At 66.0% G+C, this 18,276-nt stretch carries 15 protein-coding genes, 4 tRNA genes and 1 pseudogene; 11 read left to right on the top strand and 9 right to left on the bottom strand.

The window, feature by feature from the left end:
- Positions 1 to 94 precede the first annotated feature (94 nt).
- Positions 95 to 1,276, top strand: a complete 1,182-nt coding sequence (locus tag Aph01nite_RS15880) for an ATP-binding protein (protein ID WP_204041647.1) — start codon at positions 95 to 97, stop codon at positions 1,274 to 1,276.
- 99 nt (positions 1,277 to 1,375) lie between these two features.
- Here the strand turns inward: Aph01nite_RS15880 and Aph01nite_RS15875 are convergent, their stop codons facing one another.
- Entirely contained in the window at positions 1,376 to 2,188 is an 813-nt protein-coding gene (locus Aph01nite_RS15875; RefSeq protein WP_239161727.1) for a MauE/DoxX family redox-associated membrane protein, read from the bottom strand.
- 34 nt (positions 2,189 to 2,222) lie between these two features.
- Complete coding sequence (locus Aph01nite_RS15870; RefSeq protein ID WP_204041707.1) at positions 2,223 to 3,152, bottom strand: hypothetical protein; 930 nt, start codon at positions 3,150 to 3,152, stop codon at positions 2,223 to 2,225.
- A gap of 263 nt (positions 3,153 to 3,415) precedes the next feature.
- On the opposite strand from Aph01nite_RS15870, the gene Aph01nite_RS15865 reads away from it, so the two are divergent.
- Positions 3,416 to 3,916: a SigE family RNA polymerase sigma factor gene (locus tag Aph01nite_RS15865; RefSeq protein WP_204041646.1), complete on the top strand. Its 501-nt coding sequence runs from the start codon at positions 3,416 to 3,418 to the stop codon at positions 3,914 to 3,916.
- Here Aph01nite_RS15865 and Aph01nite_RS15860 read toward each other — a convergent pair.
- Entirely contained in the window at positions 3,885 to 4,373 is a 489-nt protein-coding gene (locus Aph01nite_RS15860) for a MarR family winged helix-turn-helix transcriptional regulator (protein WP_204041645.1), read from the bottom strand. The two genes, Aph01nite_RS15865 and Aph01nite_RS15860, sit on opposite strands and share 32 nt — an antisense overlap.
- A gap of 99 nt (positions 4,374 to 4,472) precedes the next feature.
- Here Aph01nite_RS15860 and Aph01nite_RS15855 point away from each other — a divergent pair, with 99 nt between their 5' ends.
- The 3 genes from Aph01nite_RS15855 to Aph01nite_RS15845 all read left to right on the top strand — a co-directional run bounded on the left by Aph01nite_RS15855 (position 4,473) and on the right by Aph01nite_RS15845 (position 7,389).
- Complete coding sequence (locus tag Aph01nite_RS15855; protein ID WP_204041644.1) at positions 4,473 to 5,036, top strand: YceI family protein; 564 nt, start codon at positions 4,473 to 4,475, stop codon at positions 5,034 to 5,036.
- 311 nt (positions 5,037 to 5,347) lie between these two features.
- A tRNA-Ser gene (locus Aph01nite_RS15850) sits at positions 5,348 to 5,437 on the top strand.
- 851 nt (positions 5,438 to 6,288) lie between these two features.
- On the top strand, positions 6,289 to 7,389 hold the full coding sequence (locus tag Aph01nite_RS15845) for a serine hydrolase domain-containing protein (protein WP_204041643.1): 1,101 nt from the start codon (positions 6,289 to 6,291) through the stop codon (positions 7,387 to 7,389).
- Between the two features lie 405 nt (positions 7,390 to 7,794).
- On the opposite strand, the gene Aph01nite_RS15840 is transcribed toward Aph01nite_RS15845, so the two are convergent.
- Together Aph01nite_RS15840 and Aph01nite_RS15835 are read right to left on the bottom strand one after the other, a co-directional pair.
- Entirely contained in the window at positions 7,795 to 8,802 is a 1,008-nt protein-coding gene (locus tag Aph01nite_RS15840) for a zinc-dependent alcohol dehydrogenase family protein (protein ID WP_204041706.1), read from the bottom strand.
- Between the two features lie 121 nt (positions 8,803 to 8,923).
- The gene (locus Aph01nite_RS15835) at positions 8,924 to 9,379 is read right to left on the bottom strand and encodes a GNAT family N-acetyltransferase (RefSeq protein WP_204041642.1); all 456 of its coding nucleotides are present in this window, start codon (positions 9,377 to 9,379) and stop codon (positions 8,924 to 8,926) included.
- Positions 9,380 to 9,486: 107 nt separating this feature from the next.
- Here Aph01nite_RS15835 and Aph01nite_RS15830 point away from each other — a divergent pair.
- The 3 genes from Aph01nite_RS15830 (at position 9,487) to Aph01nite_RS15820 (ending at position 10,553) form a co-directional block, all read left to right on the top strand.
- Positions 9,487 to 9,562, top strand: a tRNA-Pro gene (locus Aph01nite_RS15830).
- Positions 9,563 to 9,575: 13 nt separating this feature from the next.
- Positions 9,576 to 9,654: transfer RNA gene (locus Aph01nite_RS15825), tRNA-Tyr, on the top strand.
- 167 nt (positions 9,655 to 9,821) lie between these two features.
- Positions 9,822 to 10,553: a DUF7873 family protein gene (locus Aph01nite_RS15820; RefSeq protein WP_204041641.1), complete on the top strand. Its 732-nt coding sequence runs from the start codon at positions 9,822 to 9,824 to the stop codon at positions 10,551 to 10,553.
- 386 nt (positions 10,554 to 10,939) lie between these two features.
- Here the strand turns inward: Aph01nite_RS15820 and Aph01nite_RS15815 are convergent, their stop codons facing one another.
- Both Aph01nite_RS15815 and Aph01nite_RS15810 read right to left on the bottom strand, forming a co-directional pair.
- A complete protein-coding gene (locus Aph01nite_RS15815) occupies positions 10,940 to 11,557 on the bottom strand; it encodes a response regulator (RefSeq protein WP_204041640.1) in 618 nt (205 codons plus the stop codon).
- Positions 11,554 to 12,687 (bottom strand): sensor histidine kinase, encoded by a 1,134-nt coding sequence (locus tag Aph01nite_RS15810; RefSeq protein ID WP_204041639.1) that lies wholly within the window; start codon positions 12,685 to 12,687, stop codon positions 11,554 to 11,556. The genes Aph01nite_RS15815 and Aph01nite_RS15810 overlap by 4 nt, the downstream gene beginning before the upstream one ends.
- 110 nt (positions 12,688 to 12,797) lie before the next feature.
- Between Aph01nite_RS15810 and Aph01nite_RS15805 the strand changes: the two genes are divergently transcribed.
- The gene (locus Aph01nite_RS15805) at positions 12,798 to 13,337 is read left to right on the top strand and encodes a hypothetical protein (RefSeq protein WP_239161726.1); all 540 of its coding nucleotides are present in this window, start codon (positions 12,798 to 12,800) and stop codon (positions 13,335 to 13,337) included.
- Here Aph01nite_RS15805 and Aph01nite_RS15800 read toward each other — a convergent pair.
- Entirely contained in the window at positions 13,324 to 13,851 is a 528-nt protein-coding gene (locus tag Aph01nite_RS15800; RefSeq protein WP_204041638.1) for a sensor histidine kinase, read from the bottom strand. The two genes, Aph01nite_RS15805 and Aph01nite_RS15800, sit on opposite strands and share 14 nt — an antisense overlap.
- Positions 13,852 to 14,398: 547 nt before the next feature.
- On the opposite strand from Aph01nite_RS15800, the gene Aph01nite_RS15795 reads away from it, so the two are divergent.
- A tRNA-Arg gene (locus Aph01nite_RS15795) sits at positions 14,399 to 14,471 on the top strand.
- Between the two features lie 193 nt (positions 14,472 to 14,664).
- Here the strand turns inward: Aph01nite_RS15795 and Aph01nite_RS15790 are convergent.
- Positions 14,665 to 14,772: pseudogene (locus Aph01nite_RS15790) on the bottom strand (transposase); the annotation flags it as partial.
- Positions 14,773 to 15,334: 562 nt separating this feature from the next.
- Here Aph01nite_RS15790 and Aph01nite_RS15785 point away from each other — a divergent pair.
- Complete coding sequence (locus Aph01nite_RS15785) at positions 15,335 to 18,208, top strand: AfsR/SARP family transcriptional regulator (protein WP_204041637.1); 2,874 nt, start codon at positions 15,335 to 15,337, stop codon at positions 18,206 to 18,208.
- Positions 18,209 to 18,276 lie beyond the last annotated feature (68 nt).

Below are 18,276 nucleotides of genomic sequence, written 5' to 3'. Positions count from 1 at the left end.
CCGATGCCCCGGCACCCGCCGTTCCGCGACACGCCGTAGCGCTTTCTACGGAAATCTACGACGGCCGCTATATCCGGTCATAAAGTCCGACAGCGTGGACCCTGTGCGTAACCCCTACGCCCCCGGAGCCGGCCAGCGTCCCCCCGAGCTCGCCGGCCGCGATCGTGAACTCCAGCAGTTCGAGGTCGTCCTCGAACGGGTGGCCCGCGGGCGCCCCGAACGGAGCATGGTCGTGACCGGGCTACGCGGCGTCGGCAAGACCGTGCTGCTCAACACCTTCAAATCGATGGCCATCCAACGGCTCTGGGGCACCGGCAAGATCGAAGCCCGGCCGGATCAGTCGATCCGCCGCCCGGTCGCCGCGGCGCTGCACATGGCGATCCGCGAGCTGGCCCCCCGCCATCGCGGACCCGAGCGTATCGACGAGTTCCTCGGCGTGCTGAAGGCTTTCGCGATGCGCGACCCCGCGGCCGCCAAGGGCACCTCGCACTGGTCGCCCGCCATCGACGTCCCCGCCAGCCGGGGCCGGGCCGACTCCGGCGACCTGGAGATCGACCTCACCGAGCTGTTCGTGGACGCGGCGAGCGTGGCCACCGACCTCGGCGTGGGCATCGCCCTGTTCATCGACGAGATGCAGGACGTGCAGGCCACCGACGTCTCGGCCCTCTGCGCCGCCTGCCACGAGCTCTCCCAGACCGGCGGCCGGCTGATCGTGGTCGGAGCCGGCTTGCCGCACCTGCCCTCGGTCCTGTCCGCCAGCAAGAGCTACTCCGAGCGGCTGTTCAGATACGCGCGGATCGACCGTCTCGACCGGGAGGCGGCCGACCTGGCGCTGATCGCCCCCGCCGAGGAGGAGGGCGTCGCCTTCACCCCGGAGGCGCTCGACGCCCTCTACGAGGCGGCCGACGGCTACCCCTACTTCGTCCAGGCGTACGGCAAGGTGGCCTGGGACCTCGCGCCGCGCAGCCCGATCACCGCCGAAGACATCAAGGTGTCCGCTCCGGAGGCGGAGGAAGAACTCGCGGTCGGCTTCTTCGGCAGCCGTTACGAACGAGCGACTCCCGCCGAACGCGACTACATGCACGCGATGGCGCAACTCGGGGACGACCCCGTGCCCACCGCCGACGTGGCCGACGCGCTCGGCCGCAAGCCCTCCAGCCTTTCCCCGGCGCGCGACAGCCTCATCAAGAAGGGCCTGATCTACAGCGCCGAACGGGGACAGATCGCCTTCACCGTGCCCCACTTCGGGAGGTTCTTACGTGCCCAGCCGATCTGATCGCTGGGCTCATTGACCTCTCTACGGCTTTCTAGCGGGGAAGCTAGAGAGCCGTAGAGAGCCAGATCGCCGCGCCTGCATTCGGGAATCTAGGGCTGTCTAGTGTGAGGCCGATACATGGATAGATTCCTGAAGAGGTGCTTGCCGCCCGTCCGCGCCCACGATGGCCACGCGGACGGGCGGGCGACGGCCGCTCAGGTAGACCGCGAAGACGACATCCGATCCGTCGGCACCATCGAACGCGTAGAAGCGCCAGCAGAGTTCACGCCAGGTGTCGGAGGGCTCCTCCGACCGCAGCGACGGATAGTGGGTGCGCCAGGCCGCGCTCGATCGCAAGCGGGAGAAGGCGCGTTCGGCAGGGAAAGAGCGTTGCTCGCACGGGGCCCGGTAACGCAGCCGGGCGAAGGATTCTTCGATCTCGGGGGAGAGGATCATGAGCAGCAGCACGCCACCGCCGCACCAGGCCGCGAACGTCCACGACAGTTCCGGCAGACCACTGGTGTCGTGGAGAGCGATCATGACCGCCATCGCCGTGAGCACGACCGTGCGGCCGATGGATCGCAGGCCGACCGGTCTGGCGCTGACCTCACCGAAGCAGCCGCAACCCACATCGGGCCTGCGCCTGCGCAGATCCCACAGCACGTACGTGGAGACGGCGAAGAACGCGACGGTCATCCAGCGCGGGATGGGATGGTCGAACAGGACCAGGCCGGCCGCGAGCCCGAACTCGGCCAGGCCGCAGAAGATCATCGCTGGGCTCCGGAACCGCTCCGGAACCAGCACCGCCGGGCCCAGCCGCCCCAGCGCGCCCGGCTCCGCTTCGCTACCGACGCTGGCCAGCTTGGCCACCCCGCCCAGCACGAACATGAACACCAGGATCGGCTGCGCCGCCGCCGCGATCGTCTCGCTCACCGAACATCCTCCTTCAGCCCCGAGCCGTCGCGCGTCACGTCAACCCCACCCGCGCGTTGAAGCACCCCTTGGTCAGATCCCCGCCCAGCTCGACGTACGAGGTGGCGGAGAGTTCCACGATCCGGCCGCGCGGCGAAGTCCCGCATTCCACACATCGGTCGCAGAACCGACCCGCCATGCAGCCACAGGCCACGACCGGCAACGCGGTCGCCCGGCCGGCGCAGACGTTGCGTACGTACAACATCGATCCGAGTGCCAGATAGGGGAGTCCAGCGCAGGAGACGCCCGCATCCTCACATCCGGAGTCGGAGCGCTCCAACATCGCATAAGCCGCCCCGCGGTCGGTGAAATCAGACCAGACGGCCGTCCCGGAGATCTTCGACTGGACTCCGCCGTACGCGGCGGGTGGCGGCGGGACGGCTCCGGCCCGATAGGCGGGCTGAGAGGTGGCCGGCACCTGGGCGAGAGGCACGTCGTCGCGGATCACGCCGATGGCGTCGAACAGGTAGCCGGGCTCCAGCTTCGGATACCGGACCCGCACCCGGCCCGAGGACCGGTAGGGGATCACGATGGACCGGACGCCCCGATGCGGGCCGCAGTCGAGTTCGACGGCGAGGTCGGTCCGGCCGCTGACCGAGCGGATGATCCCCGTCATCCGGGTGATGTCCGCCCAGATGCGATCCACCACCTTGCCGGACCGCAGAGCCCTGATGATCACCCGCGAACCGACCGGGAGGTCCGCGGGCGTGGCCGTCCCACCCCGCCACGCCGTCGCCCACGGCGCGATCACCAGCCGCTCCTCGTCACCGTCATCGGTCTCCACGATGATCAGGTGCGGACTGACGTCCAGGATCACCCCACTGATCGCGTCCAGCAGCACTCCGTCGTCCGCCGTCAGCCGCGGCGGATCAGGATCCCGGCCGAGTACGGCCGCCGCCATCGCGCGCCTGCGCTCAACATGCATCGCCACGCCCACCAGCCTCACACGATGTCTGGCCTGATAGGGGCATAATTCTGGCGCGGGATCCTGAGTGGTAGCAGAATTCCCTCTCCTGGTGGAATCCGTTGACCCCGAGTCGGGGCAAACCCGACCCCGGCCCGGTGCCATACCGCGAAAAGAAGCGAAGTCGTCGGTGTCAGCGAGCTTGCGTGATCTTTGCGGTCAGTAGTGCGAACCCTGGATCCCGGTTCAGCCGGGCGAACGGCTCCGGCTGGGATTCTGATCGCATGATCGCAAGCCACGAGGAGTTCCGCGAGTACGTGGTGACTCGCGGGGCGGCCCTGCTGCGCGCGGCCAACCAGCTGACGGGAAATCCGGCCGACGCCGAGGATCTTCTCCAGGCGGCATTGACCAAGACATATGTGGCGTGGGACCGGATTCAGGATCGAGCCGCACTCGACGGGTACGTGCGGCGGGCGATGGTCAATATCAACATCTCGTGGTGGCGCCGGCGCAAGCTTGAGGAATACCCGTCCGATGAGATTCCCGACATTCCCACCTATCAGGATCCTGGTCATCGGTACGACGAGTTGGAGCACGCGCTGAACCGGCTACCGGCCCGGCAGCGTACGGCGATCGTTTTGCGGTACTACGAGGACATGACAGAGCCAGAGATCGCCAAAGCCCTCGGGATCAGCGTCGGAACCGTGAAGAGTACGGTGTCCCGGGCCATGGCCAAGCTCCGTGGTGATCTGCTCATCCCTGGGCAGCGTCAACCCTCTGGGTGACCCCGGCGGTGGCGCAGGGGCGTACGACATCGCGAATGGTTCGCAGGGTTTCGAGGAACTGGCTGAGCTGCTCGGGGGAGAGCAGGCCGGTGAACCAGAGTTCGATGTCGTCCAGATGCCCGGGCAGGACCTGCTGCAGCCGTGCCAGGCCCGCGTCGGTGATCACCGCGTACGACGCGCGCCGATCGGTCGCGCACGCCTCGCGCACGACCAGGCCGTCACGCTCTAAACGATCCACAACCCGCGTGATCCCGCTCGTGGACAGCGAGGTCTGAGCCGCGAGGTCGCTCATGCGCAGGCTCCGCTGGGGCGACCGGGCCAGCCGGATCAACGTCTCGAAGTCGACGTCCGACAGCCCGGCCTGGGCGAACTTGGCGTTGGCCTTGTCCGCTATGCCGGTGTAAACCTCGGCGAACAGCCCCATCGCTGTCAGCCGAGGGTCTTCCAAAGCGTCCATGCCAGCAGTCTACGCGACGGTAGTTGACGAGGGGAATATTCCTCCTGTAGACATTTGTTGCTGCAAACATCCGCAAGGCAACGATCTTTGGAGAGCAACATGAGCGTTCGTGAGTGGCAGGGTCTCACCATTCCGGCTTCCGGTGAGTTCGCGCTGGACGTGACCCACACGCGGGTCGGCTTCGTCGCCAAGCACATGATGGTGACCAAGGTGCGCGGCAACTTCGCCGAGTTCGAAGGCAAGGTCACCATCGCCGAGAACCCCCTCGACTCCGCTGTCGAGGTCACCCTCAAGGCCGCGAGCATTCACACCGGCGTCAACGACCGCGACAACCACCTCCGCAGCGACGACTTCCTGTCGGCCGACAAGTTCCCCGACATCACCTTCCGCAGCACGGCGGTCCAGAACTTCAGCGGTGACGAGTTCACCCTCGTCGGCGACCTCACCGTACGCGACGTCACCAAGCAGGTGGCCCTGAAGGCCGAGTTCGGCGGCGCCGCCACCAACCCGTGGGGCCAGGAGATCTTCGGCTTCTCCGCCGAGACCGAGATCGACCGCGAGGTCTTCGGCCTGACCTGGAACCAGGCGCTGGAGACCGGTGGCGTCCTCGTCAGCAAGAAGATCAAGATCGAGATCGAGGGCGAAGCGGTCCGCCAGGCCTGACCCTCCGCATCGACAGGCGCGTGCAGCCGGGCCTCAATCTCTCGAACCCGCTCAACCTGACCGCAGCCTGACATCGAGGCGAGCTCGCCCACAACGGTCCCGTCCGATCGAAGGCCGGCAGCTGCTCTGACCTCCGGTGGAACGGCGACGACGCCGTCCACCCCTTGCGCACAGCCCTTATCCACAGCCTGTGGATAAGGGCTGTGCGCTTTCCCGGCACGTGGAGCTCAGGGGTGTGTCCCGCCACACCCCAATTCACTTTGCCGCCTCGCGCGATCGCCGGTACTCTGTCCTGAGCCACATGGCTACCGGGAGGTTTCGCCTAGTCCGGTCTATGGCGCCGCACTGCTAATGCGGTTTGGGTCTTAAGCCCATCCGGGGTTCAAATCCCCGAACCTCCGCAGGTCGAAGGCCCTCTCCCCAACTCGGGGCAGAGGGCCTTTTTGATCTCCGAAGCCGCCCAAGGGTTGCAGTTGCCCGTCAGGCTTCGCTCCAGAGTGCGGAGTCCACGCGCTCGTTGGCGTCCTTCATCTGAGACTCGCCCCATGGGTGTGGCGGTCTGTCGTGGTCACGCGCGTATGGTCCGGATCTCTTGAACCATGCGGATTCACCATGCGGGTGTGTACGCCTTGCTCGATCAAGGCCGCCTACCAGCTCGCCGTACCCGATCGCCCGCTGGTCGGACGCCGCACCGCTGTCCGACTATCGTCGCCTGTTTCGTACCAGCCACACGATGGCAAAGACGGCCAATAGTGGGATGGCGATGAACAACAACTCAATCCAGCCTAGACCGAACATGAGTGCGCTCCCTTAGGTCCTGATCGCCAAGTCAGCGTGTCTGTCCGGCCGAAGCCCGTCAAGGTCCTTGTGTCTCCGGCGGGGAGCCCCGGCTCAGGTGAAGATCATGAATGGTCGCAGTTCATTGCCGTATCACCTGGGTTGAGGGAGCCTCCTCGAGGCGCGTCAGTTCAGCCCTGGGCTATATCCCTCCAGTTGATAAGTGGCTAGCGGTCATCGATCCGTACCAACAAAGGGGTATGCAGAAGGAAAAAGGCGTCGATCGCTGTTTCTGGCCCTGGCGAACGGTAAGCAAGCCCCCAGAAGAATTGCCCGCCGACGTTCTAGAACGGCACTCACCCGATTCGGGAAATGTCGTAATTCGGGACGGCGGCACGTTCAGGGGAAGAGAATGCCCAAACGTCATAATATTGTCTGGTTTCTTGCGCTCGGTGCCGCACTGACTGGTGGGGCCATGCCCATGGGCACTCCCGCCGTCGCCGTATCCGCCGTCACCAGCCAGCCCACCCAGAAATCGGACCCGCTGCGTGAGGTTTCCGAGGAGATGCGGGAATACCTGCGGGAACTGGCTGAGGAGAAGAAGTTCACTGGCACGGCGCTGGTTGTACGGCACGGCAAGGTACTGCTGCGCACCGCTGCCGGCGCGGCCGACGAAGAGAAGCACATCCCCAACCGGCCGGACACGGTCTACCGCATCGCCTCGGTCACCAAGCAGTTCACCTCGATGATCGTGCTGAAGCTGCGCGACCGTGGGCTGCTCGGCCTGGAGGACAAGGTCTGCCCGTATCTCATCCCGGCATACCTCAAGTCCTGCCCGCGAGCCTGGAAGCCCATCACGATCCGCGAGATCGTGACGCACACGTCTGGCATTCCCGACATCCAGGGGCTGCCCGACTTCTATGCCAAGCTCTCGCAACCGACCACGACCCGGAAGCTCATCCAGCGGTTCGTACACGAGCCGCTGGACTTCAAGCCCGGCACCAGCTGGAAGTACAGCAACAGCGGCTACATCCTGGCCGGCGCGATCATCCAGGTGGTGACCCGCGACTCGTACGGCACCGTCTTGGAGGACGAGATCACCGACCCGCTCCGCCTCCGGCACACCGGCTACAGCAGGAGAAACCCGCCCGCCGGGTACGCGAAGGGCTATTTCACGGTCGGATCCCCGGCCCCGCCCATCAACGGCTCCCAGGCGTTCTCCGCGACCGGCATCTACTCCACCGTGGACGACATCGCCCGCTGGGACCGGGCATTCGGCGCACACCTGGTCGCACCACCCGCCACCGTCAAACAGGCATTCACGCCCCAGGCAAAGTGCCCCGCCACCGGCTGCCTCAACCTCCCGTCGAGCGCGTACGCCTTCGGCTGGCTCGTCGACGAACTCGAGGGGCACCGGCTCCGGTACCACCCCGGTCTTCTCCAGGGGTACGCGGCGAGCAACATGTACCTGGTTGACGATGACATCGTGGTAGTCGTCCTCAGCAACGTGCAGGACACCGACACCAACGGCATCGCCCGCCACCTCGCCACAATGGTTCTCGAGGCCAGCGAGTGAGGACGGCCATCGTGGGTTGGTACTCATTGATGGGCTGCAGATCGGGTTGCGGTTCTTCGCGACACCGGATCCTTCCAGGAAGACCGGGGGTGCTCGCTGATCCATGCCGCATGAAAGCCTGTAATTGCTAGTGCGGTTTGGTTCTCAGAGGATCTAACAGAATGAACCCTGCCGCTCTTGGCCCGGTACGGGGAGAATTGTCACCTGCGTTGACGGTGCCGGATCATGGCGAGAAGCGGCAACCTTGGGTCATTCTGTTAGGCACTCTTAAGCCGATTCCGAACTTGTGCATTCCAATGGTCCCCTTCCCAACCCGGGAAAGGGGCCATTTCATCTTCGGGCCTGTATAGGTTGCAGTTGCCGTCAGGGTGACGTCGGCTTGTGCGAGGAGACCGGCTAGCGGCACTACGTTCCGATGTGCAGGACGGCTGCGCCGTTCATGCGGTCTTCGGCCAGGTCGGTGAGCGCGTCGGCGGCTTTGGCGAAGTCGTACGGGGTGGTGGTGACCTGGAGGGGGTTGCGGGCGGCGAAGGTGAGGAAGGCGTGGCCGTCCTGGCGGGTGTTGGCGGTGACGCTGCGCAGGACGCGCTCCTGGAAGAGGTGCCGTTCGTAGTTGAGGCGGGGGACGTCGGTGAGATGGATGCCCGCGACGGCGAGGGTGCCGCCCCGATCTAGTGCCTCAAGGGCGACCGGCACGATGTCGCCGACAGGAGCGAAGAGGATGGCTGAGTCGAGCGGCTCCGGCGGCGCGTCGTAGGCCCCTCGTGCGGAGACCGCTCCCAGTTCGAGGGAGAGCTCGCGAGCCTTCTCAGACCTTGTCAGCACGTGTACGGCAGCGCCCTGAGCGATCGCCACCTGCGCCGTGAGATGAGCCGACGCCCCGAACCCGTAGATGCCGAGCCGGCCCCCAGGCGGAAGATCGGCTTGGAGCAGCGCGCGATATCCGATGATCCCGGCACACAGCAGCGGTGCCAGCTTCTCCGCGGGCTGATCCTCCGGCAACTGGTAGACGTACGCCTCGGGGGCGACCACATATTCCGCGTACCCGCCGTTCGCATCCCACCCCGTGTAGGTCGAGTGCGGACAGAGGTTCTCGGAGCCACGAAGGCAATACCGGCATTCACCGCAGGTCGATCGAAGCCACGCCACCCCTACCCGGGTTCCAACCGCCAGCCCGTTGTCAGCCTCGTCCACACCTCCCACAATGCGCCCGACCGCTTCATGACCGGGGACGGTACGCGGACGGCGCGGCTCCAGGTCACCCTCAGCGAGATGCAGATCGGTACGGCATACCGCACAAACCTCCACCTTGATCAGCAACTCGCCCGGCCCGGGCTGGGGAACGGGAAGGCGAACGAGCTTCAGCGGTCCCGTGGACATCGGCCCCGGGCGGTCGACGACCCAAGCGTTCATCTCGTCCGGAATCCGCAGCATGCATCCGACGATATGGGCATCGGGTCGAATCGAGGGCGAGGCCGTCATCCCTGTTCCGCCAACGTTCCATCAGCGAGTCCTTTCAATCCGACAGCACGAGTCAATCCGACAGCACGAGCATGATGTGCTCGTCCTGGCCGTGCATGACCGTCCCAGTGGCGCGGAAGCCGCACTTCTCCAATAGGCGTACGGAACCGGTGTTACCGGTGAAGGGGTCGGCGTAGAGCGGGCGGACCGTCTCGCGCTGCAGGAAGAGGGTTAAGGACCTGGCGCCGATGCCGCGGCCCCAGTATTCGCGGCCGAACCAGTACCCGATGAAGCGCCTGTCCTCCTCCCACCAGGCCACGATGTTGCCGGCGGCCACGCCCCCGACCAGGACCGTCTGCACGAAGACCGTCGGATCGGCGAGGATCTTCATGCGCCAGTGGGTCATGAAACGCTCCCGCTGCCGGGGCGCGAATCTTGATCGCCGGGTCGCCTCCGGGTCCTGCTCTTGGACGTAGAACAGCTCCAGATCGGCGTCCTCGACATCCCTCAACCGCACGTCGTCACTCATGGCGAGGACTCTGCCACACGCCACCGACAGAATCCGGGGGCTGAAGGCGCGCTCGCGAAAATCAGATGAATCGCCGATAAGCGTCTTGTTATGTTCTTAGTGATAAACCAGGTGTGGGGCAGTTTGGTCAGCCCGCCTGCTTTGGGAGCAGGAGCATCGCAGGTTCGAATCCTGTCACCTGGACGCGGTATCTCCCGCAGGAGCTGAGCATTGGCGAGCTCATTCGGTTGTAACCCGGACGCATAGCTGTGATGGTTCGAATCCATCCTCCTGCACTCTCCAGCGAATGGACCACTTCGCTCCCCCAACGGGAGGCGGAGTGGTTCTGTCGGTGGCGGCTGATAGGAAATACCCTGCAGCCCAGCGCGGAGCCCGGTCCTCCCGGTATCCCCCTTCAAATATTGAGGTGTGACATGTCGTCTTTTACCGCTACGGTCGTGCCGTGACCAAGCTCAATCAGATCCTCGCCGTAGAGAAGGGCGTCAAGTCCGACGTCCAGCGTAAGGTCGCGGATGCCCAGAACCTGATCAACAAGGCTCCGCTGCTGTCCGGTATCTCCCGGACGTACCAGCCGATCGACGACGAGGGTGAGCAGCTTCCGCCGGAGTCGACGCGGGTGCAGGTGCAGGCCGAGCAGGTGCTCAAGGACGTGACCGTGGCGCTGACCCGGCTTCTCGACGTCACCGCGACCAAGGACGTCGCGAACTGCTCGGCGAAGGCCGATGTGAAGATCGACGGGGTCGTGCTGGTGCCCGACGTGCCGGTGACGTACCTGCTGTTTCTGGAGAAGCAGCTCGTCGACCTGCACAATTTCATTTCGCGGCTGCCCACGCTGGACCCGTCCGAGAGTTGGGCGCGCGACGAGAACACCGATTCTTGGCGTACCGAGCCGGTGAAGACCACGCGGACCAAGAAGGTGCCCCGCAACCACGTGCTGGTGGCGGCGACCGACAAGCACCCGGCGCAGGTGCAGGTCTACAACGAGGACGTCATCGTCGGTTACTGGACCAAGGTCGGTTTCTCCGGCGCAGTTCCGCAGCGTCGCGTGAACGAGTTACTGGCCCGAATCGTCAAACTTCAGGAAGCCGTCAAATACGCCCGTGAGGAGGCCAACGGCGCCGAGATCGTCGACCAGCGTGTCGGCGAGGCGGTGTTCGCCTACCTGCTCGGGTAACACCCATAGACCCCCGTTCGCGAGAGCGGGTGCGCGAGGAGCGCAAGCTGAAAATGAAGCTCCAACCTGAATCGCGGTGAACAGTCCGGGTTCGATTCCCGGCTCCGGCACCACACGCCGGAGTAGCCCAATTGGTAGAGGCAGCCGCTGAAACTCAGACTACCGCTCCAGATTCAGCATTGTTCGCCGGATCCGGAACAAACGATTGCTGACAGAAGAAGTCGGGGTGCGGGTTCGATTCCCGCGGGGTGCTCCACATGCGCCCCTAGCTTAATAGGAAGAGCACGACCTAATAATGACTGACCAGCATTCTTAAACGGGCCGGATTCCCTTATGGCGGAACCCAGACCCCCGGGGCCAGGGAAGGTCCCGGGGGTTACCACTTCCTAAAGTCCCGCATAGTACGCGGCTGCCTGTGCCCGGCTTTGCAGGCCGAGTTTCGCCAGCACGCGGCTGACGTGTGTTTTCGCCGTCGGCTCGGCGATGTCCAGTTCGCGGGCTATCTCCGCGTTCGACAGGCCCTGGCCAAGGCATTCGAGCACTTCGCGTTCGCGTGCGGTGAGGCCTTCGGGTTCCGGCCGCCCTGCCGTACGCGCCTGGGCGAATGCGGCGATCAGCCGCCGCGTGATCGACGGCGCGATGAGGCCGTCGCCTCGCGCGACCAGGCGGACAGCCTGGACGAGGGTGTCCGCGTCGGTGTTCTTCAGCAGGAAGCCGGCGGCTCCGGCTCGCAGGGCACCGAAAACGTACTCGTCCTGGTCGAACGTGGTCAGAACAATCACGTCCGCGATGCCGTTCAGTTCGGCCGTGGCCGCGATTCCGTCTAGGCGCGGCATCCGGATGTCCATGAGTACGACGTCCGGCCGCATTTCGGTGGCCATGTCCACAGCGGTACGCCCATCCGCCGCCTCGCCGATCACCTCGATGTCGGAGGTACCACCCAAGATGAGAAGAAGGCCGGCGCGTACGGCCGCGTGGTCATCCGCGACCAGCACCCTGATCATGGTGTTTCCTCCTGGATGGGGAGTTCGGCGTGAACCCGCCAGCCATTCTGGTGTGCGCCCGCCTCGAACGTCCCGCCGACGAGCGTGGCGCGTTCCCGCATTCCGACCAGGCCGGCTCCCGCGCCCGGGAGGGACTGCCGTTGATCTCCCAGGGGATTGTCGATGGTCAGTTTGATCGCGTTCGTGCCGTAGTCGATGGTGACGTCGGCGGGTGCCGTACCGTGCTTGAGGGCGTTTGTCAGGGACTCCTGGAGGATCCGATAAGCGGCGAGATCCACTGCGGCGGGCAGTTCGCGCGGGGAGCCGTTGACCGTGAGGGTGGCAGGAAGTCCGGATCGTTCGACCAGTTCGCCGGCGTCGGCGAGCCGGCGGCGGGTGGGTACGTCCTCGTCCTGGGCTTCTGCCCGCAGTAGGCCGATCATGGTGCGCATCTCGGCCATGCCTTGGACGCTGTTCTCCCGGATCGATTCCAAGATCGCCCGTACGGTCCGGGGTTCCAGATCCGGGCGGGCGAGCACCCCTGCGGACTGGATGGCGATCGCGCTGAAATGGTTGGCGACCAGGTCGTGGAGTTCTCGGGCCATCCGCGTACGTTCGACGGTGATCGCCGTACGACGATCGAGTTCGGCCAGCCGGGCGATCTGTTCGGCCCTCGTGCGCTCGGCTTCCGCCTGGTCGCGGTGCTGCCGCACGATGACGGCCGTGATCACGGGGGTGGGGCCGATGAGGGCGGCCTGGACGCCGATGATCGCGCTTGCCCGCCAGTCCCCGGCGACATATCCGGCTATAGCGCCGACGAAGAGGGTGACCACGGGAGTGATCCGGAGGAGGGCGCGGGAGAGGCGGGCGGGGCCGTACAGGGCGGCGGCATAGATGTTGTCGGTGAATATCAGGACTGTGCCCAGGGTGGGGCCGAGGAGAAGGTCGCCCGTTAAGGCGATCAATCCCAGGATGAGGGTCAGGATCGGCGCACGCCGGCGGAACACGATGCCGGCGCAGCTGATCGCGAGCGGCACGATGAGCAGGTTCGGTGAGGTCGCGCGCGGGATGTAGACGCCTGCGGCGAGCAGCACCAGGCCGCCGACGAAGAGGCCGCCGGCTATCCAGATGTCCTGCTTGGCGGAAGCCATGCCTCTATCTCACCATCCGGCGTACATCGAAGGATGTATCCCGGTTCGTTCAAGTTGACGAGGAAGGCGGGGCACCGGACATCGACGATTGAATCAAGGAGGTGTTCGGCGTGCTGGGACTGATCATCGCGTGCGAGGTCGGCTTCTGGGTGTTCCTCGGGCTCGGCCTGCTCGCCCGGTACGGCCTGCGGTTGAAGCGGGTAAGTGCCGTTCTGCTGCTGTGTGTGCCGTTGATCGACGTGGTGCTGCTGGTGGCGGCGGTGATCGACATGCGGTCCGGTGCGGTGGCGACGTGGCAGCACGGGCTCGCGGCCGCGTACTTGGGATACTCCGTCGTGTTCGGTCATCGGACAGTTCGGTGGGTGGACGAACATGTCGCCCATCGGTTCGCGGGTGGCCCGGCGCCTTGGAAGCCCCCTTCGGGTGGGTCCGCGCGTACCCGCTACGAGTGGGGGTTCTGGCTAAAGATCGTCCTCGCGTACGGAATCTCCTGTGTTCTGCTTTTGGGCGCGATTGTGATGGTTGGGGACTCATCGCGTACGGAGGCTTTGGCCGACTTCATGCTCGCCGCGCTGCGCATCCCGGTGATCGCCGCCCTCTGGCCGATCACCTACACCCTCTGGCCGAAGAAGGAAGTCACGACGGGTTGAGCTCCGTGGGCAGGTGCGCCTGAACCCGCCAGCCTCCCCGATACGGCCCCGCCCGCACCGTCCCGCCGACCGGATCCGCCCGCTCGCGCATTCGCTTCACCCCGGAATGCCGTGTCGGTCGCCCCCCGACCGGGCTGTCCACCGTGAGAACGATCTCCCCTGTTTGGTATCTGATCGTCACGGTGGCCGCGTCCGTCCGGTGCTCCAGCGCATTGGTCAACGCTTCCTGAACGATGCGATACCCCGCCAGATCCACGCTCGGCGGCAACTGCCGCGGCGCCCCCGACACATGAAGCCGCGCCATCAGCCCCGCCTGCCGCGACCTATTCACCAGCACCATCGCATCCGCGAGACCACGCCCGTCGGCGCCCAGTGTCCCCTCGACTTTCTCGGCCAGCACCCGCTCGGTCTCAAGATCCTCCCGGCGTCGCCGTACGGCCTGTACGACGAACAGCACGACGAGAAGGCTCGCGGCCGTCACGACGATGCCTAGGTTCATCAGCATCAGCCCCATCGGGTTGAGGTCGATTTATCCCTTTTCATAGCCCGGGCCGTTGCACTCCACGCCCGCGCCTCAAGAACTTTGGGCCTTCTTGGCGGGGGCATCTAACCCTCCCCTGGTCGGGGCACCCTGAATCGTGTCCGGACGTGCGACGCGGCATCGTCGATGAACTGGGGGTGCGTCTTGTCTGGGGTTGTGGGGATCTGCCGGAAACGGGACTGGACGGACGTACATCATCGTGGTCATGAGGCGTCTCGTGCGGGGGCCGCTGATCGGGTATCGGATCGGAGGGCCCTAGCGGGTGCCGGCACTTCTGTCCATGTCCGAGATCGCGGCCCTCTCGAAGTAAGGTCGCCGGCCAGGGTCGGGCAGCCTCTGCCTGACCAGCGTGATCATGTTCCTTGCCCTGATCACGGGCTCCTGGTGACCTATCTCCATGAAGATCAACCACAGTGCTGTGGCGGCGGCGTGCCCACGGGATAATTGGCTCGATCAGCCGTGTACGACTGGTACAGTTGGATCCGTTGCCAGCGACCAGCAGGTCAGAGGCAGCAGCCAAGCGGCCGTAGCTCAATGGATAGAGCATCTGACTACGGATCAGAAGGTTAGGGGTTCGAGTCCTCTCGGCCGCGCCCAGCTCAAAGGCCCATTGCGATCATCGCGATGGGCCTTTTTGATCTCCGTACAGCAGCTCAAACAGCAACCGCTTCGGCGCTCAGCTGTCGTGGTCACCATCGAGGCTGGAGTTGAGCCAACCGAGCGCCTGGCAGGTCTCTGGGCTGGAGATCTGGGTGTAGACATCCATCGTCATCACCAGGACGGGTCGGCCAGGCGGGCCAGGGCGGCAGGGTTGGGGAAGAGTCCGACGACGTCGGAGCGGTGTGTGATCTCCCGGTTGAGCCGCTCCAAGGGACTGGTAGACCAAGTCTTCTTCCGGTTGTGGGCTCGAGTGCTCTCGGCCGCGCGTTCCCAAGATGTGAGGTGAAGATCCACCCGGTGGATCGCGGTGAAATCTTCCCTACAGATCAGAGGTTGAGGTTCTAGTTCTCCCGGCCGCGCCAGAAAGGCCCAGGTCACAATGCTAGTGGCCTGGGCTTTTGGGGGAAGCGGATAAGCCTGAGATCCGGTTCAGGACACCGGCGCATCAGATGGGGACCTGCCAGGACTTCGTGAGTCAGATCACGTCCGTGTGCGAGCCTCGCTCAGGCCGTTGATCAACTGGAGGCCACTGACTTTTGAAGCGTTCGTCAGGGATTGCAGCCGCTGCAATGGCCGATGCCGGCCGATGCCGGCCCTGTGGCGACCACAGTGACGAAGGAGCCCGAGGTCACGGCCACGAGCAGCACGGCCAAGAGAATGCGACGAAGCCGAGTCATGGAACGTCCTAAATGGCGCTAGTTGTTTCTGGTCGGTTTGACGTTAGCCTGCTTGATTGACTGGCGACTGGTCGCCGACTGGTCGCCGCACCGTCAGTCGTGTGTGACGGGAGGCAGTCATGCGCATGCAGATACTCGGCCCGGTCAGAATATGGCGCGGTGAGGACCCGATCGACATCGGCTCGGCGGGACAGCGTGCGGTGCTCGGCCTGCTGGCGCTGGCAGGCGGCCATCCCTTGTCGAGAGAAGAGTTGATCCGGACTCTCTGGGGCGAACGGCCGCCGCCCAGCGCTACGAACATGATCCAAACCAGGGTCAAGCACCTGCGCCGGGCGCTGGAGCCAGACCGGGCGTCCCACGCCCGGAGCGCGATCCTGCCGATGGTGGGCGATGGTTACGCGTTGGAGCTGTCCGATGTAGATCTTGACCTGTCCCGGTTCCGCGACCTCGTCGCCACCGCGACGGCGAGTCGGCGTCACGGCGACTTCCGGCAGGTCACGGCGCTGCTCGCGGAAGCCCTGAGGCTGTGGCGGGGCGCACCGCTGGCCGATATCCCGGTGCTGGCGGGGCACCCCAAGGTGACCGCCCTGGTCGAGCAGCGGCGCACGGCTCTGGCACAGTACGGCGAGGCGATGCTGGCCATGGGCGCCGCCGATGAGGCCGTGCTCGTGCTTGAGGAAGCCGCCGTCGACCAGCCATTGGACGAGGCGGCGTGGGCTCGGCTCATCCGCGCGTACGGCGCGGCCGGACAACGTTCCCGGGCCTTCGCCGTCTACCAGGCCATGAGGCAGCGCCTGGTCGATGAGCTCGGCGTCGATCCCGGCCCGGAGCTGGCCGCCGCACACGCCGCCCTGTTACGCGACGATGTGGTGACCGCCGGCGGGGTGACCGTCAACGCTTGGGCCACCGAGATCCCGGCCCCGCAGGTCGGCGTACCTGTCGGCCTCGCGCACCGTCGCCCCAAGCCCGCGCAGTTGCCCGCCGACGTCCCGGTTTTCACCGGCCGGGCCGAACAACTGGGCTGGCTCGACGCCCTCCTGGCGAAAGAGCCGAACACTGGTACGTCATCCGTCGTCATCGCCGCGATCTCGGGGATGGTGGGAGTGGGGAAGACGGCGCTCGCGGTGCACTGGGGCCATCGTGTCCGCGACGAGTTCGCCGATGGCCAGCTCTACGTGAATCTGCGCGGGTTTGATCCGGTCGGTGCGCCGCTGAAGCCGACCGAGGTGATGGAGGGATTCCTGGATGCTCTGGGGGTGTCACCCCAGCAGATGCCGACCTCCCCGAGCGCGCTGACAGGGCTCTACCGCAGCGTACTGGCCGACAAGTGTGTGCTGCTCGTGCTGGACAACGCCCGCGACGCCGACCAGGTTCGTCCCTTGCTGCCCGGGGCGCGTGGCTGCTTCGTGATCGTGACCAGCAGGAACCGGCTCACGAGCATGATCGCCATCGAGGGCGCCCGGCCGCTGGCGCTGGACCTGCTGCCCAGCGCCGACTCCCGCGAGCTCATGGCCCGCCGCCTGGGTGCGGATCGGATCGCGGCGGAGCTGGCCGCGGTGCACGAGATCATCGATGCGTGCGGACGGCTTCCGCTCGCCCTGGCGGTGGCCACCGCCAGGGCCGCCGTCGATCCGAGGGTTCCCCTGGCCGAGCTGGCAGCGCAACTGCGCGCCGCGCGGAACACCCTGGACGCGCTGGCAGGCGAGGATCCGGCCAGCGATGTGCGGGCCGTGTTCTCGATGTCCTACCGCGCTTTGGCGGAGCCGGCGGCGACGTTGTTCCGGTTGCTGGGGCTGTATCCGGGGCCGGACATCACCGTCGCCGCGGCCGCCAGCCTCGCCGGTGTTCCCATGGCCACGGCGCGGTCCCTGCTCGCCGACCTGGCACACGCGCACCTGGTCGACGAGCCCAGTCTCGGCCGATTCAGGACGCATGACCTGCTCCGCGCATACGCCGCCGAACTCGTGGGCAGGTTCGAAGCGGCGGTCTTGCAGCGTGCGGCGATCTGCCGGTTGCTGGACTACTACCTGCACACGGCGTCCTCGGCGGCGCTGCTGCTCAACCTCCATCAAGACCGTCCCGTCCTCAACGCCCCCGCTCAGGGAGTGACGCCCGAGCACTTGTCCGATCACAATGCGGCGCTGGTCTGGTTCACCACGGAACACGCGGCGCTGCTGACCGCCGTCGGCATGGCGGCCACCCAGGGCTGGGACGCCCACGCGTGGCAGCTGGCCTGGGCGATGGAGGAGTTCTTCAACCGGCGCGGCCACTGGGCCGACTGGGCCGCTACCCAGCATCTCGCCCTCGATGCCGCGAGGCGGCTCGCTGACTCGGCCGCGCAGGCGAGGGCTCATCGTGGTATCGGCCGCGCCCGCACCCGCCAGGGGCGGTACGACGACGCCCGGGTCCACTTCGCCAGGGCGTTCGACCTGTTCGAAGAGGCCGGCGACCGCGTGGGCCAGGCCCACGCCATGCTCGGCACGAGCTACGCGTCGGCGCGAGAGGGCCGCTATGGTGAGGCCTTGGACCAGGCCCAGCGGGCCTACGCCGACTACCAGACCGCGGGACATCGCGCGGGGCAGGCCAACACCCTCAACATGATCTGCTTCTACCACACCACCCTGGGCGACCACGAGCGGGCGCTCGCCCGATGCGAGCAGGCGCTCGCCCTCCACCAGGAGATCGGCGACGGTCAGGGCGAGGCCGACACGTGGGACAGCCTCGGATTCATCCACCACGCCCTCGGCGGATACGCCGAGGCCACCGCCTGCTATCGGCGCGCACTCGGCCTGTACCAGGATCTCGGCATCCGCCATTACGAGGCCGACACACTGGCCAAGCTCGGTGAGACCCAGTTGGCGGCGGGCGAGGTGGACGCGACGCGGTCGTCGTGGCGGCGTGCCCTGAACCTGCTCGACGAGCTCGGCGAGCCCGCGTTCGTCGACTGCGACACCGAGAAGATCCGGGCCAGCCTGCGCCTGCTCGACCAGTAGGCGAAACCAGCAGGGCGAACCAGCAGGCGACCAGTCCGCACACATCGGTCCGCCAGTGCCACCGGCCA

The sequence above is a fragment of the Acrocarpospora phusangensis genome (assembly GCF_016862995.1).
Lineage (GTDB): Bacteria > Actinomycetota > Actinomycetes > Streptosporangiales > Streptosporangiaceae > Acrocarpospora > Acrocarpospora phusangensis.
This window is presented reverse-complemented; position numbering and strand designations above follow the sequence as displayed.